The 14,121-nt window shown below is 62.3% G+C and carries 16 protein-coding genes; 3 read left to right on the forward strand and 13 right to left on the reverse strand.

Translation table 11 applies throughout. The features are described 5' to 3' along the window. Nucleotides 1-127: 127 nt before the first annotated feature. Nucleotides 128-901 carry a carbohydrate-binding family 9-like protein gene (locus tag TSACC_RS04310; protein WP_075078157.1) on the forward strand — a complete coding sequence of 258 codons (774 nt, stop codon included), beginning with the start codon at nt 128-130 and terminating at the stop codon, nt 899-901. A 380-nt stretch (nt 902-1,281) separates the two neighbouring features. On the opposite strand, the gene TSACC_RS04315 is transcribed toward TSACC_RS04310, so the two are convergent. The 13 genes from TSACC_RS04315 to TSACC_RS04365 form a co-directional block, all read right to left on the reverse strand. Then, the gene (locus tag TSACC_RS04315; RefSeq protein WP_075078158.1) at nt 1,282-1,980 is read right to left on the reverse strand and encodes a hypothetical protein; all 699 of its coding nucleotides are present in this window, start codon (nt 1,978-1,980) and stop codon (nt 1,282-1,284) included. Continuing rightward, nucleotides 1,977-5,804 (reverse strand): hypothetical protein, encoded by a 3,828-nt coding sequence (locus TSACC_RS04320; protein ID WP_075078159.1) that lies wholly within the window; start codon nt 5,802-5,804, stop codon nt 1,977-1,979. The genes TSACC_RS04315 and TSACC_RS04320 overlap by 4 nt, the downstream gene beginning before the upstream one ends. After that, the gene (locus tag TSACC_RS04325; protein ID WP_075078160.1) at nt 5,801-6,682 is read right to left on the reverse strand and encodes a PulJ/GspJ family protein; all 882 of its coding nucleotides are present in this window, start codon (nt 6,680-6,682) and stop codon (nt 5,801-5,803) included. The genes TSACC_RS04320 and TSACC_RS04325 overlap by 4 nt, the downstream gene beginning before the upstream one ends. 65 nt (nt 6,683-6,747) lie before the next feature. Further along, nucleotides 6,748-7,239, reverse strand: coding sequence for a hypothetical protein (locus TSACC_RS04330; RefSeq protein WP_075078161.1), 492 nt, complete (start codon nt 7,237-7,239; stop codon nt 6,748-6,750). Further along, on the reverse strand, nt 7,236-7,898 hold the full coding sequence (locus TSACC_RS04335; protein WP_075078162.1) for a prepilin-type N-terminal cleavage/methylation domain-containing protein: 663 nt from the start codon (nt 7,896-7,898) through the stop codon (nt 7,236-7,238). The genes TSACC_RS04330 and TSACC_RS04335 overlap by 4 nt, the downstream gene beginning before the upstream one ends. 104 nt (nt 7,899-8,002) lie before the next feature. Then, nucleotides 8,003-8,950 carry a hypothetical protein gene (locus TSACC_RS04340; protein WP_075078163.1) on the reverse strand — a complete coding sequence of 316 codons (948 nt, stop codon included), beginning with the start codon at nt 8,948-8,950 and terminating at the stop codon, nt 8,003-8,005. Between the two features lie 387 nt (nt 8,951-9,337). After that, the gene (locus TSACC_RS21635) at nt 9,338-9,511 is read right to left on the reverse strand and encodes a hypothetical protein (RefSeq protein WP_153811254.1); all 174 of its coding nucleotides are present in this window, start codon (nt 9,509-9,511) and stop codon (nt 9,338-9,340) included. 97 nt (nt 9,512-9,608) lie between these two features. Next, nucleotides 9,609-9,824, reverse strand: a complete 216-nt coding sequence (locus TSACC_RS04345; RefSeq protein WP_075078164.1) for a hypothetical protein — start codon at nt 9,822-9,824, stop codon at nt 9,609-9,611. Further along, complete coding sequence (locus TSACC_RS04350; protein WP_075078165.1) at nt 9,817-10,143, reverse strand: hypothetical protein; 327 nt, start codon at nt 10,141-10,143, stop codon at nt 9,817-9,819. The genes TSACC_RS04345 and TSACC_RS04350 overlap by 8 nt, the downstream gene beginning before the upstream one ends. Continuing rightward, nucleotides 10,140-10,406 carry a ribbon-helix-helix domain-containing protein gene (locus tag TSACC_RS04355; protein ID WP_075078166.1) on the reverse strand — a complete coding sequence of 89 codons (267 nt, stop codon included), beginning with the start codon at nt 10,404-10,406 and terminating at the stop codon, nt 10,140-10,142. Before TSACC_RS04355 ends, TSACC_RS04350 begins: the two co-directional genes overlap by 4 nt. Nucleotides 10,407-10,560: 154 nt before the next feature. Continuing rightward, on the reverse strand, nt 10,561-10,968 hold the full coding sequence (locus TSACC_RS04360) for a hypothetical protein (RefSeq protein WP_075078167.1): 408 nt from the start codon (nt 10,966-10,968) through the stop codon (nt 10,561-10,563). Further along, a complete protein-coding gene (locus TSACC_RS21640) occupies nt 10,965-11,165 on the reverse strand; it encodes a hypothetical protein (protein ID WP_153811255.1) in 201 nt (66 codons plus the stop codon). Before TSACC_RS21640 ends, TSACC_RS04360 begins: the two co-directional genes overlap by 4 nt. Continuing rightward, the gene (locus TSACC_RS04365) at nt 11,134-11,313 is read right to left on the reverse strand and encodes a hypothetical protein (protein ID WP_169809532.1); all 180 of its coding nucleotides are present in this window, start codon (nt 11,311-11,313) and stop codon (nt 11,134-11,136) included. The genes TSACC_RS21640 and TSACC_RS04365 overlap by 32 nt, the downstream gene beginning before the upstream one ends. Before the next feature lie 1,150 nt (nt 11,314-12,463). On the opposite strand from TSACC_RS04365, the gene TSACC_RS04375 reads away from it, so the two are divergent. Further along, nucleotides 12,464-12,817, forward strand: a complete 354-nt coding sequence (locus TSACC_RS04375) for a hypothetical protein (RefSeq protein WP_153811256.1) — start codon at nt 12,464-12,466, stop codon at nt 12,815-12,817. Between the two features lie 976 nt (nt 12,818-13,793). Then, on the forward strand, nt 13,794-14,108 hold the full coding sequence (locus TSACC_RS04385) for a hypothetical protein (protein ID WP_153811257.1): 315 nt from the start codon (nt 13,794-13,796) through the stop codon (nt 14,106-14,108). The last annotated feature ends 13 nt before the right edge of the window (nt 14,109-14,121 follow it).

The following is a 14,121-nucleotide window of genomic DNA, read 5'->3' on the forward strand; positions in this document are numbered from 1 at the left end:
ACAGGCTCCAGAACCGGCTCTCCCCGGGAGCGCTGGCGGGCCTGATCGGTTCTGACCCTTCCGTATTGCAGCGTTGTTCCAGCCGATCGAGGACAGTATGAGTCTAGGAGTTCCCCATTCCTGCTATATGCCAAAATCCGTATTTCATTTCAGGCAGACGCGAAGCCTCGCGCTGGCCGGCCTATTGCTTGCCACAGGCCCCGTGCGGGCGGAGGAACCGCCCAGAGCGACGGCGGAATATGTCGCCATCGATCCCAAGGTCGATGGCGTGCTGGAGGATGCGGTATGGGGCAAGGCATCGGTGATCAATGCACCTGCCGGGGAAACCCGTTTCCTCTGGAATGAAAAGGGCGTTTATGTCGCCTTCCGGGGCGTGGAGAAAACTCCCGTGATGGGCCATGCGAAGGAGGGCGAGTCGCTGCACGAGGAGGATGCCTTTGAACTCTTCCTGGATCAGCGCGGAGATCATCGCCAGTTTTACGAAGTCCAGATCGACCCGGCGGGCCGGGTGTTTGTGAAGACGCACATCCTGACGGCGGAACCTCGCCTGACCGAGGAGGGAAGGCTCACGCCGGAATTCGGAGCCTCCGAGTTATGGCGCTACGTGATTCCTCCGCCAGAGGGATTTCTCTCCGCCAGCAGGCTGAATCGGGAAACGGGTGAGTGGACGGTGGAGATGTTCCTCCCCGCCAGTTTCGTCAATCGCCGCGACGACGGGGCGCCTTTGACGCCGCGGACATTGAGGATTCACCTCGTGCGCAACAACTGGGATCTCGCCAAGGGCGAGGAAGGCCGCCAGCTCGTATCCATTTCCTGGGCACCGGTGCTCGAGAAACACGCGCACATCTCACCGACCAGAATGGGCTACCTGGAACTGAAGAAGCCCAGCGAGGCAAAATAGGATGTCGTCAGTGCAGGAGTAGCCGACCTCGCACGGCGCACGAGCGGTCGATGGCTGTCGTCACGCTCGGACTCCAGCCGCGGAGCGGTCTGGAAAAATCTGGAGTCGCTGCCCGGCGGCGGCGCTGACCTGTCGGCGGAGGTATACGGCTGCATCGCGCCCACCTCTCCTTGGCGACTCCGGGGCAGGACTTGATCACTGGCTATATCTTTTCCAGACCGTACTGGAGGCTCCAGCAGAGTGCCTGCTCCTTGCCCGGTGTCATCTGGTGCTCGTCCAGCAGGCGGAAAGAAACTCTGGAGATCACTAGGGAAACGGCAGGGAGGACCGCCAGCCGGTCTCACCGTACCTGGAAAGCAGTGCCGGGGTGTCCTCAGGTCCTACGGGGGTGACGGGCGATACTTCAGGGCGTCCATTGCCTGCTTGTGGCGGTTGCGGGCGGTGGAGAAGGCGGGCGGCGGCTCGAGAGGGCCGGCGGGCGGCGGGTTAAAGGTATAGGTGCGGGTCGTCGTGCCATCCGAGAACCAGAGGGGCATCTGGCTGTCCAGGGAGAGATAGGCGGAAAGCGTGGTGCCGTCTTTCTCCGTTTCAAAATGGAAGGCCTGTTTGCCCTGGAAGCTTCCTATGCCCCGGTAGGTGGCCTTGGAAATCCAGTTCAGCTCCGGGAAATCCGAGCGCCGCCGATCATAATAATCCGGCGAGGGTGTGTCCTCGGTAGGAGGTATGATCAGAAACACGGTGCCGGCGGTATTGGAAGTGAACAAGGTCCCGTCGAAGTCCCAGCGCTCCATCTTCTTGCCGGTCGCAAGGTCGATCTGCTCGCGGTAGACGTCGTTGACCTTGGTGATCACGATGGAGCGCGGCACCTCGCCGAGCGGGCGGGGCTGGATGGCCGGGTCGGCGGGCTTTTCCTCACCGGCATACTTGAAGGCAACGCTCCAGGAGGCCCGGGCCGGGGCGCGGGGCAGGAGCGGTTGACGGGGTTCCGGAGGAGTGGGTGATTGACCGGATGCGGCGGACAGGATGGCGAGCAGCCCGATCATCGCCAGCAGGGGTTTTGCCAGGGTTGTCTTTGTCATTCGGAAACCGCCTCCCATTGTTCTGCGACGATCTTGCCGGTATGGCGGTCAATGGCAAGGTGAACCCAGAAGCGCGTCTCACCTTCGACGACAAACTGGCTGAGAGAAGTGGCGTGATCGGGATAGCGGCCGACCTGGGCGACGAGGTCGACCAGCAGGTTCCAGGTGCGGGTGTTGCCAGCATCGGCCAGGGCGCGGATCACGCTTTCCGCACGGCGTGGGATCGAGGCGTCGGCAGTGGCGGAGAAAATGCCCCCGGAGGTCAACTCCCCGGCAAATCCCCGGAAGGTTGTCTCGGGATTGAGGATCGGATTTTGATAACCGGTCAGGTTGGGCGGAGAGGCATAGGCGGTGTCTGTGACATATTTACCGATCAACTCGCCCCGGTTGCGCAGCGGTCCCTTGAGACGGATGCTGGTGGATACGGTCGAGGTATCCGCCGTCCAGTCGGACAGCTTTTTGGCTGCGGCGGCAGCCTCGGTGGAGGTCAATACACCGCCCTCCGCCTTGGACGCGCCGCTGATGATGGCTTCCAGCACCTTGGGTTGGCGGGTATTGAGGTTGACGCGCCCGGCGACGGCGACGTCGTCCGGCGCGTTCTCCAGCTCGTTCAGGCAGAAGACATCCATCAAGGCCGTGTCGGGACTTTCCGGTGTAAAGACATCGAGGTTTTTCCAGGCGATGTCGCGGAACACATAGCCCAGCTCGGCGACCGAACGGAACGGGCGGTTGAGGATGACCGGGCGGCTGTTGGGATTATTTACATAGAGGGGGAGACCGTCGGAGCCGGAGAAGTTCCAGCCCGAACCCCGGCGCATCACGCCATCGGGGTCGGTATAGTAAAACTTCGCCCCGGGTGGGGCGGTCGTCGAGGTGCCGCTGTTGGGATTGCCATTCGGCGAACGGGCGAGGTTGACCATAAGATCACCGGGATTCCAGATGCTGGGATTCACCCATCCCGGCGCGGCCGGGCCGTTCGGCGTGCCCTGCCCCAGGTAGGTGGCGGCGGAGGATGGCTTCCAGGTGATGCCCTGGGGGAGGTAATACCTGGCGTGCTTGACATTGCCGCTGATCTTGTCGACGCCGTTGTCGCCCAGGAAGGAGAGTCCGCTGGGAACATCGGTGGGGTTTACGGACGGCCAGGTGGCGAGATGAAAGAGCCCCCAACGGTTGGTACGGGGATCGGCGCGGAGGCAGGTGCGGAAGGTGCGGATATTTGGATAAACGTCCGTATTGTCCACCGTGCTGGAGTTTGAGGAGGAGTTGAAGACGTTGGGGATGACGTCGTAGGTATACCACGTGCCACCCTTCTTGTACTGGAGGGTGAGCTTGAGATCGGCATTGATCTGGCCATAGCTCAGCCATTCCTGGGTATTGAGATTGCTGATGCAGGGGCCGGTCCATGCCTTGCCACAGAAGAAGCCGATCACGGTATCTGATCCGCCATCGGCGGCCACGAGGTTGGGATCGGAAACGGTCACGCTGCCCGCCGGGTAGCCTGGGATGTTGGAGGCATTGCTTCCGGCAGGAAAGTTGGGAGCCCTGAGGCGGAAAGGCTCGCGGAAGGCCGCGTCGCCAGCACCCGTGTTGAAGGTCAGGATGCTGACATCCGGGTCGATCATGGCATAGGGAAAGCGATAGAGCGAACCTACCAGGGTCATGCCATTGGCCGTGGCATACGCGGAGCTGGCCGGGAAGGTATAGCGCAGATCGGACTTTGTCGTTCCTGTCCACCAGTCCCTGGCGACCTGGGCATAGCATTGGGTGGCGGAATCTCCCACGCCGTAGGCATTATTATCAGTGGCTCCGGCGTAGATGCGAAACTCGGTGGGTACGTCGGGCGGGTTGGTGCGGGTGTCGGGAGCGTGGGGGTTCCAGATGATCGGCTGGATCATCGCGGCGCTTTCATAGGGGAAGACGACGCCCGTTGCGCCATGCGCGTCCGGTGGCAATTTGGTGGGATCGATGTCGGAGGCGCCCAGGTGCCTGAGTCGATACCACATCTGCTGCCAGCCTGCGAGGTACGGCAGGTTTTCCACCCCGTAAAAGTCGCGGTTCGCAAAGTTGATACGGGTCGGATAGCTATCCTCGTCGTATTGGTCGATGATGTTGGCGGCGATACGGGCGATCTGACTTTGAGTTTCCCCATCGTACATGCGCTGGTTAATGCCCGTGCCGATGCCGTTCTGACCGTGTGGAGTAGCGGGACTGTCGAGTCCGCCAAATTGCTTGCCGAGGGAGTCGACATGGATGGCGGCCTTGAGAACCTCGAAGAAGTCTGGCTCGCGGCCCGCCGGGATCTCCGACAGGCGATAGATCTTGGTGGGATCGCCATGATCGTACACCCAGCCGTTTGCTGCGTTGTCCCAGGTCAGGCCAAAGTAGTCCTTGATCTTTGCGGCGTCTGCCGCCGAGGGGTTGGGCTTCAGCAGAGCGAGGCGGCTCAGGGGGAAACGCCGCTTGAGCACAGGTTTCCCATCGGCATCGCGCACGGAGAGAAGGGCGGGATTGATGGCATCCTGCGTCGAGCCATCCGAGCTGTAGGCGTCGTTTCCGTTTCCGATGCCAGGGGTGCCGCCGGTATCTCCGATGAGCGGGCTGAGGATATTCTTTGGCCGGTTGGGATCGGGGCGGAAGGAGGGTTGCTCCAGGTCGCGGGAGAACGTGCCCATGTAGCGGAGGGCGTTTTGCAGAGAGGCCCTTTCGCCGTCATTGCCGGCCGCGCCCTGGGTGAGGAACTGAATGAGCTGCTGGCGGCTGACGAACATGCGGTCGCTCTTCCCGCCGGGGAGCGTGGTGTTGGCCGTGCGGAGGAAGCCGGCCGTGTTTGTGCGCATGGTCTCGAAGTAATTTGTCTGCCCCGCGGTGCTGAAGGAATAGCCGGGGAAGGTGCCGGAGGCTCCGGCGGTGACGTAGTTGCGCCAGCCGACGAGTGCCGTGATGGCGTTGGTGGTCATGCCGGGGATGACGGAGAGGTCGGCGGTGGCGAGGCCGCCTTTGCCGGCGATGAGATTGGTGGGCGAGCCGGGAGGGAACCCGGCGGCATTCATGTCGAGCAGGCCGCCCTCGTCGTAGATGGCGTAGGCAAAACGCCCGACGACGGTGCTGGAGTTGGTCGCGCTCCAGCGCAGGTCGGTGTTCCAGGTGGTGGGATTTGACCCGTCTCGCGCGACGAAGATCCAGTCCGGAGCGGTGAAGGCGGCGACCGGGGTGAAATTGGTGGCGCTGTTGGTGTCGGCCTTGGCGAGGAGCAGGGCGGCGTTCCAGCGATCCACGCTCATGTAGCGTCCGTTTTGCGAGGCGTTGGTGGTGGAGAGCGCGGCGGCGCGGTTGGCGGCGGGGTAGGTTCCGCTGTTGTAGCTCGATCCGGAGAAAAAGCTGCTGCCCGAGCGGCTGACCTTCAGGAGGTTTTCCAGGCCCGTGTTGGTGGTGAAGCCCGAGATGGCGGGAACCATCGTGCCGGCGTTCACCGGATAGTAGGCAGCATATTTTGCGGGATCGGTGGAGACGTTGGTTGACCCGGCCATGATCTCCTGTCTCAGGTCGCCGATGATGGTATTGACCGCGCCCCTGGCGAAGACCTCGGCGGCGGCCTGATTGACGCTCGCCTGGGAGATCTGGCGCTGGAGGGAGGAATAGGAAAAATACGCCAGCACGAGGACGGTGAGCAGGACGATGAAGGCGAGGATGATGACCAGCGAAGCGCCGGACTCGGGCCGTGAGGGAGCGGGGCGGAGCGAGCCGCTGCCGCGGGAAAGGGATTCGCCGGGGCTGCGGGCTGCGGGATGCATGGCTGGGCGCGGGGTGGCGGAGGGGGTGATCACGGGGAAGTCAGCGGAAAGCTCCTCTGGTAGATCCGCACGCGGGAGGCGGCGGCGGTGGGGATGCCGGCGTCCTGGGCAAACTTGTCAACATTGTCCACCGCGCTCTGCCACGTCTCCGCGGGCAGCTTGCCATTGGAGAGGTCGGGCTCGGGAAGGGCCGAGGCGAGCTTGCTGGAGTCGGTCGCGATCTTGCGGGAGTCCTCATCCAGGATGGCGAGAGTGAGGATGAGCGAGGTGGCATCTCCCAGAGGTCCGGTCATGGCCGTGGCGACGGGGGTTTTCGTAAATGTGCCGTTGGTGGTCTGGAAGCAGTAGTAGATGCGGAAGACGCCGTCGGCCAGCAGGTGGTAGTTATCGTCCGTGCCGTTGCCATAGGCAGGGCTGGAGCCGACGGTGGACCCCCAGGCTCCGGCGATCGTGCTGGCCGGGAGAGGGGTGGCGTTGGTGGTGAGAGGCTGGGTGCTGAAGGTGAGGAAGGGTTGGTTTTCCCAGTTCAACCCCTTGCCGAGGCGCTCGAGCTGAGCCTTGTCGTTGACGCGATAACCGACGAGCGAGAGCTTGTTGAACTGCCGCGTGTCTGTGGTGGACTGAAAGCCCGGGGCCTCGCTGTAGAAGAAGATCGCGTTATTGCTCGAGGAGGTGAGGACATCGAGATCGAGGCGACGCGGCATGCGGGCGAGGTCCATGCCAAACTGCCCAAACACCTCCCTCGCCTGTGAATCGGCGCTGAGATGCTTGCGGCTGCTGGAGATCACCGTATTCCCGCTTTGCACGATGCTCGCGACCATGGCGACGAGGATGATGAGCACCGCGGTGGCCACGAGGATCTCGATCAACGTGAAGCCGCCGGAGCGTCGGTCATTTCGCCGGAGCTGCATAGTTCGTAAAGGGGATGGGGCCAAGAGTTGCATCCAGGCTGACAGGAGAAGACGTTGCGGGAAACCTAATCGCGAAGCAAGGAGGTGATGACCTCCACCGACCCGGAGGCCTTTTGCGGCCAGGTCCCCGGCACGGGGTCGGCTTTCGCCGGCCAGGTGACGAGCAGTCGGGTGAGCCTCGGAGTGGCAAAAGTCGCCGAGGCACCCTGAATGCCGACACTCATCCGATAATAGGAGTCGGCTGTCGGCGCGGTACCGATGCCTCCGGTGGGCTTGCCTGCCTTGGTAAAGTAAATCGTCTGGGGAGACGTCGTGGAGAGCGAGATATTGTAGGCCTTGGATGTCGTCTGGTCGGCCGGGATGGAGTTCAGATCGGAGAATACGGTCGAGAGAATGCCCCAGGCGGCAGTCTTGCCGACGGTGGTCTGTTCGCTGGTGATGCCCGTCTGCAGGAGGCCGAGGATCGCCAGCAGACAGAATGCGGCGACTCCGAGTGCGATGGAAATCTCCACCAGGGAGAAGCCTGCAGGAGGGCGCTGGGCGGGGGGGCGCTTCACGGACGATAGACTTTTGCGACGCCGGTCACGCCGTCAAGCACAACGACCGCGCTGTTCGGCGAGGAACCCTGCGCTCCGGCAAGTCCAATCTCCATCCACTGCGACACCGATGCGGCGCGAGCCTGGATGCTGGCCATTCCCCGGGGGTCGAACTGCACGATCTTTGAAAACGTAACGCCGGAAACCTCAAAGGTATCCTGCGCGGTGAAGGCATCGTTAGCCACCTGATAGGCACTCTGCACCACGGGGCGCGAGAGGCTGCCGGAGTTAGGGATATTATCCTCGAGGCGGACGTTGGGCATCTTGCGCAGCCGGGTGAGGGAGACGAGATTCTTGCTATCAAAATTGCGCGAGCCGCTCTTGGAGCCCATCGCGCTGATGAGGATCTGACCTTCGCCAGGCTTCGTGGCGTCCATCTGGGCGCGTTCGGCAAAGCCGACATAGACGAAGGTGTTATTGGCCATCGCATAGGCGCGGGCCTGCTCCAGCGTGCTCGCGATATCATAGGCGGCAGCGGAGATGTCGCCTGTACTTTTCAGAACATTGAAGGCCGGCACCGAAAGGGCCATCATCACGGAGATAATCGCCATCACGGTCAACAGCTCGATCAAGCTGAAGGCGCTGCCGGTCATCGACTTGAGGTTTTGATGGAGGCTCATTGGGGGAGCGAATGATTTACAATGAATATACTTCCGGTCCGTTTTGCCGCTATAGAGGAAACGCCCCAAAACTTTACATTTTCAGCCAATAGTGGCTCCTGAGCCTAGGGCTTCGGAGCTTCGAAACCGGGGAGGATTTCCGGGAGGTGCCTAAAGATGCGGAATGCGGCGATGTCCAGGGTTTGCTGGCTAGTTTCATCCCGGCCCAGGTTGAGCGTGACCTTGTCGGTTTCCTTGCTGCTGGCGTCCTCGAGCAGCTCAAAGCCGTCGATGACGGCTGCTACCGTGGTCTGGGGGTCGAGCTGGCCGGCTCCGGAGGTGAGACAGAGGGCAACCGAGAGCGACCCATCGGCCTGGGTTTTGAAGACGAGCGCGGCATGATAAATGGAGTCATTATCGAGGCGGATCTCCGAGCGCTTTTCGATTGCGGCGCGCTTCCCGGCCTTGTCGTTGTTCACGGCGAGAGACCTGTTGGCAGTAAAGAGCTTGAGGGTGAGCACGCCGTCGCCGGGATTGGTGGTTATCGTGATGCCGAGGTTGGCGACCTTGGTATTGAGCTGGAATCTCGGAGCGCCGCTGCTCGAGGTGGCGCGGATGAGGAAATCCATGCCGCCCGAGATTTTCACGAGGCCATTTTCCCGTGTGGCGAGGGACTGGAGAGAGGCCTCCTTGTCGGGGAGGATGCCTAGGCCGACCTGCTTGACCTCCGAGGTGCCATTGAGAGTCGCGCGGAAGAACCGGCTCGGTCCCAGGGCCGGCTCGGAAAGGATCTGGACTCTCGCATCGGCCGACTCGGCCGAGGCTGTGCCGGAGAACTGCGGCAAGGCGCGGCCTCCCACGCCGGAGGCGATGGTAGCCTTGCTGGAAGCGAAAGCCGAGCTCAGTTTGGACAGCCCCTCGGGTTGCGAGCGGAGCAGGGAGGCTGGATCATCCATGACCAGATCCAGCTCTGCGCCAGCCAGGGCCGGTCTGAGCAATACGGCGGCAGAGAATGCAAAAACAAAGGCCTGCCTGCAAATCAACGAACGCTTCTGGTGGAGGAATGGAGCCATGGTAAAGGAAGGGGTCAGGGGGGAGGGTCTCCAGCATGGGAAATCACTCCAGGATATACCATAGGAAATTCGCCCGCGGTTTCGACAAATTCAACCGAAGAGGGCGATGAACGGAGGGTTTCGCCCCAGGGGGAGCCGGACGGGGAGCACGCTGTGAAACAGGATCGAGGCCGGGGGCACCCGACGATCGGTCCTATGAGCAGGGAACCGGATGGTGAAAGCGGGAGAGCATGCGACGCGGAGGTGATTAGCGGAGCGCGCAGGAGTGTTGCCGGGGAAGGAATGGCCGCCCTCAGTCGGGGCATCCTGGCGCCGGCCTCTTGTGGGACAGCTCCCGACCGTCCATCTTAAGTACCTTGGGCGTGGCACGCATCCCCGCACCTATCCCTAATGGCGCAAGGCAGCCTGAAAAACGTCTGCAAGATCGATCCCGGTGAGAAAGGCGGAGAGGTCGAGCCGGTGACGGATTTCAAACTGGAGATCGATGATCGCGAGTTCCGCGGCCAGCCCGGCGGGCTCGTTGCAGCGGCGGGGGACAGGTGCCTCGTGATGGTTTCCCATGACGGGCGGCGGAGAGCTAACGGCCCATTTTGTCTCGGCGGAAGCTGGAGGGAGGTGGTAATACAGCGCCGGTTTCCCTCGCCCCCGGGCGCGACCGTCACCTCCGGCTCGCGGCCGGGGTGTCGGCGGACCGGGGGAGGGTGTAGGGACTGGAGTAGCCCCGGGTGCAGCGCGCGGGATGCCGGGAGCGGAGATGCAGGCCGGTCCAGGGCGGGGACGAGAGCACGGCGACGGGCGTCGCGTCATCGGGCGGAGGCTCCTTTGGGGCGAGGCCGAGGGCGCGCAGGAGGCGTGCGGCGGCCTGGCTAATCATCGTGGTGGGTGGTGTCCTTGGGGTGGGTGGAGTTGAGGAGGGAGCGGATCTCGCGGTCGAAGTCGCCCTTGAGCCGGAGGAGGATTTCCTCAGCCTCGTAGTATTCCTCGTCGGTGAGGTCGATCTCGTCTCCCTCGATGTAAAGGTAGTCGCCGGTGTGCTCGAGCTCGAGGCCGCCGCGGCGGGTGGTCCAGCGCTTTTCCTCGATGTCGCTGGTGACGGTGGCGATGAGGTCATGGCGCGAGTCGCGGGTGATCTCAACGGGGAACTCGTATTCGATACCGGCCTCCTCACGGAGGATGAACAGGGTGGCAATCATGGCTGCGGGTCTTTCGGGATGGTGGTTTCGTTGGTCGGGATTTGGTCGCTTTGCGGGTTGCTGCTGGTATCCGGCTGGCTGACCAGAGCGGCAGGCCGGGATGGCGGTTGCAGGGACAGGTCAATAAGATGGCGGACCTGTGCGCTGCGGGAGCGGTGGGATGCCCGGGCGGCCTGGCTAAAGGCCTCATAGGTTGCCTCGTCGACATGCGTGCCGATGAAGCGCAGGGGCGGGCGCGTTTTTTGCGGTGGTTCAGTTTTCAATTTTCGGATGTGTGTGGTGTCGCCGGCCGCGGGTGCAGATGAGCCCCGGGTGTGCGGGCGAGCGGGTTGATTCTTTTGAGACGGGAGGCGGCTCGGTGGGCGGCGTGTTATTCGGTGCTGGCTGTGTCGCCGCTGTCTCGCTGTCCTGCGTTGTTCAGGATTGGGACTCGGCTGGCAGCAGCTCGGTGGGAGTCGCTGGCGCGGTGTTGGGTGTATTGACCTTGCCGCCTTTTTTCCGTCGCGGAGGCGGGGACTCATTCAGAGGGACGTTGCCCGGGGACTCGCATTTCCCTGGCAGGGAGGCATCGCCGACCTTGGCCGCGAGGCGGGCGGTCTCGCGGGAGATCCAGCGGCGGTAGCAACGGCCCATGCAGGCGGCGAAGGTGGTCGGGCTTTTCTGTACACGCTGGCCTTGGGAGCGCAGCCAGGTGTGGATGGCCTCCCAGCTCCAGCCCTTGCGACGCAGGACATCGACCGCGGGGATGTAGGGTTCCATCGGCGTGTAGTGACGGGCGGATTTATTCGCGGTCTCGGCAGCGCGGGCGAGGTCATGGGCGTTCATCGGGCGGTGGTGGTTTTCGGGTTGCGGCTGATCTGTTTCTCCAAAGTGTATACACCTTTGGACAAAAAAAGCTCGAAGACGTCGGCGAGGCTGCGGCGGGAGGCGGCAGCGATGCGGTCGAGCTGGTGGTGGAGGGAGGGCGCGATGTGGGCGCGCACCTCGGCGCTAGGCCTTGCGGGTGGGGTGGCGTTTTTCATAGTGGTGGACTTGTTCCTCGAGGATTTTTTCGATGAGCGCGGAAAGCGGGATGTCGAGTTCATTGGCCACCAGCATGAGCCGGGCCTTGAGGTCCTTGTGTATCCAGCCCGAGATGGCTCGTTTGTCCTGGTCGCGTTGGTTGGCCATGGCAATATGGTTCGGAAGTGTATACACCATTAGTCTCAGGCGTCAACCGGCTTTTGAGGATTTTTGCGGATTGATCGATGAAGCCGGAGCCATCGGAGAGCTCGTGGAGGAGGAAGCGGGCGAGGCAGGCGGGGTCGACGCCATGGCGCGCCGCGGCCTCGCGGAGTTCGGCGGGCAGTTCGGGAATTTCCATGCCGTGAGAATGCCGGGCAGGGAAAGGAATGACAACGGAGGGGGTGCGATTTGGGTGCAAGGCAGGGGGATGAGTTATTCACAGGGATTTTGCGTGTGGGTACTTATTTCTGTGTCGAAGGCGCTCCGGTTCCCGAGGCGTGAAGGGAAGAGTGGCTGATGAAATGGAGGCTGGCGGGGTGTTTCAGAGGGCGCGGCCGGGGCGCGGGAACGAGATGGCGGGCTGCAAAAATGACGCTAAGCGAGATTTTTGCTTAGCGGGGAAGTCTTAGTTGGTGGCGGCAGCTCCTGGGAAGATCCCGGCTGAGGCACGGGTGGCTGCGTGTGCGCCGGGCAGGTACTGGCCCATTCATCGGAGAAGGGCGCCGGGAGCATGTGCTGGAGCGCGGCGCGGGACGGCAGGGAGTCCTTCCGGAGGGACTGGCGCTGATGGAGCGCGAGGTTGGCAGATGCGGAATTGACACCTTCCGCCAGGCTGTACGTATGGCTACGATGCTATTACGTAATGGTACGTATTCGGTTGAAAATAAGTCGTTTATGTCGATGTTTTCGCCTTGATGGGAGAGGGGGAGGTGTAGGAGGTTGGGCTTGCCCGAGGGGAGCTTTGGCTCCTGCTACTACGCGGGATGGATCGATGCTGTTGGGGGGATGGAGGTCCCTGGGACGAGTGCCGGATCGGTGGTGCAAACTGCCTGGATGGGCGCGAACCTGGAGCCTCTGATCCGCTGGCGGGGTGAACATCGGTGCGTTCCGCGAGTGGCCATCGGGCACCAAAGTTTAGTTGAGAAACGCCAAATCCGGCGCGGTGGGTGAGGTGCCTTCCGCGCCGGATTATTGGTTTTTGGGGGAATGATACGCATGGCGAAGGCGGTCTGCGTGGGTGAGTGAGATTTTTTTCCCGACGAGTGCATTTTCCGGGTTGGTGCGGGGGATCGGGATCGTGTATTTTCATGATGTTATGGAAAGCCAGAATGTGACATTTCGCGTGCCGGTCTCGATCGGAGAGTGCCTGCCGAAGAGACTGCAGGAGTTGGGGATGACGCGGAGCGAGTACCTGCTTTCCCTCATTCGCTATGACCTGTCGATCGCGAAGCCACACCATACGACGGGGGATTTTCACCGGCTGACCTTTGATGAGCGCGACCGCATCGACCGCGAGATCGCCAAGGCGTACCTGAGCGGCGAGTCGCTGGGCGGGTCGTGGTTTGAGAATCGCGTGAAGGAGGCGGCGAAGGAACTCTCGCTCCCCCAGGAGCCCGCGCCGTCCAAGGTGGGGGAAAAGCTGCGCAAGCGGCTGCGCTCGGGGAAGTAACCGAAGACCATTTTCACAGAAGATCGCAAAGGACGCAAAGGGGGGTGCCGACCGCACGGGCTGCGGGGCGATGCGATTTTCGCGCGCGCCTCGCGATCACGGATTTAAAGACAGGATCGAACAAAGAGGCAGCGAAGGGAGCGAAGATGAAGCCGACTTCCGGCACTGGTTTGGTGGATGGTTGTCCATTTCCCACGAAATGGACCTCTTGCCGATGCTGGCTGAAAGCAATGGGGCTGGAGCAGATGAAATCAGTCTGTAGTCAAAGCTCGGCGGTGGCGAGGGCTGTCCTGCGCTTCAGCGGCTTGGGAGGCTGGAATCCTTACCGCCTCCCGGTCTTCCGGTGGCCGCGTTTTATTCCACCAGCGTGAGGAGTCTGGGATTTCACGGCTCAGAAGGATTGGACGGGGTCGGTCAGGGTGGAGGGTTTTACGGCGAAGGTGTAGTCGCCCTTGGGCCGCCGGGGATAGACGTTGGCGGCAGATGGCGCGGCTCGTCGGTCTGGGGCGTTGGTGGGTATTTGGAAGCCGAAGGCGCGGCATCGGAGGGGTGGCCGCCAGTGTCTTCGAGGTGCAGCATCCTGTGTCTCGCCGAGCCTGGCTCTGGCAGAGGTCTTCTGCCTTCCCTTTGTTTTCTTCGCTTCCTCTTTGTTCGATTCTGTCTTGAGAAACTGTGATCGCGAGGCGGGCGGGAGGTTGGCGGCGAGGGGTGGCTGCGCGGGCAGGCCGATCCTTTGCGTTCTTTGCGACCTTTTGTAAAAACCTGTCTTGGATTTTGTGTGCGGTAGCGGTGGTGCCGCTGGTTTTGCATTTCTTGTAAATCTTAGTATTAGGAAATTGTTAGCTGTAAGGAGAAACAATCTTGCGTATTTCTCCTTGAGGGTATAAGGAAAGAGGTGTTGCCGGGGTTGCTGGTGCGCGGGGTGCGTGCCGGGGCTGGCCCGGCGGAATTCCCAAGGAAGACCCTTCTTATGCGAGTGAATGATCCTCTGTCGAACGCGCTGCTCTGCGAGTGCGTGAACTATTTCTCAAGTCCCAAGGTGCCGAAGGCACCAAAGGAAAACACGGCGCTGTCGAAGATGCCGGACCCGCCGAAGCTCGACACCACGCCGCCGCCTGCGCCGGAGCCGATCCCGCCCGCGCCGACGACGTCGAAGCTCGAGGTGCAGCAGGCGGAGGACGATCAGCGCGAGCAGGCAGCGCGGCGCAAGGGCGTGCGGGCCACGCTGATCGCGGGCGAGACGGGCGGGTTTACCCCGGCCACGGATGGCAAGAAAACCCTGCTCGGATAAGTCGATACAAATT

This window comes from Terrimicrobium sacchariphilum (genome assembly GCF_001613545.1).
In the GTDB taxonomy this organism is placed as follows: Bacteria; Verrucomicrobiota; Verrucomicrobiia; order Chthoniobacterales; family Terrimicrobiaceae; genus Terrimicrobium; species Terrimicrobium sacchariphilum.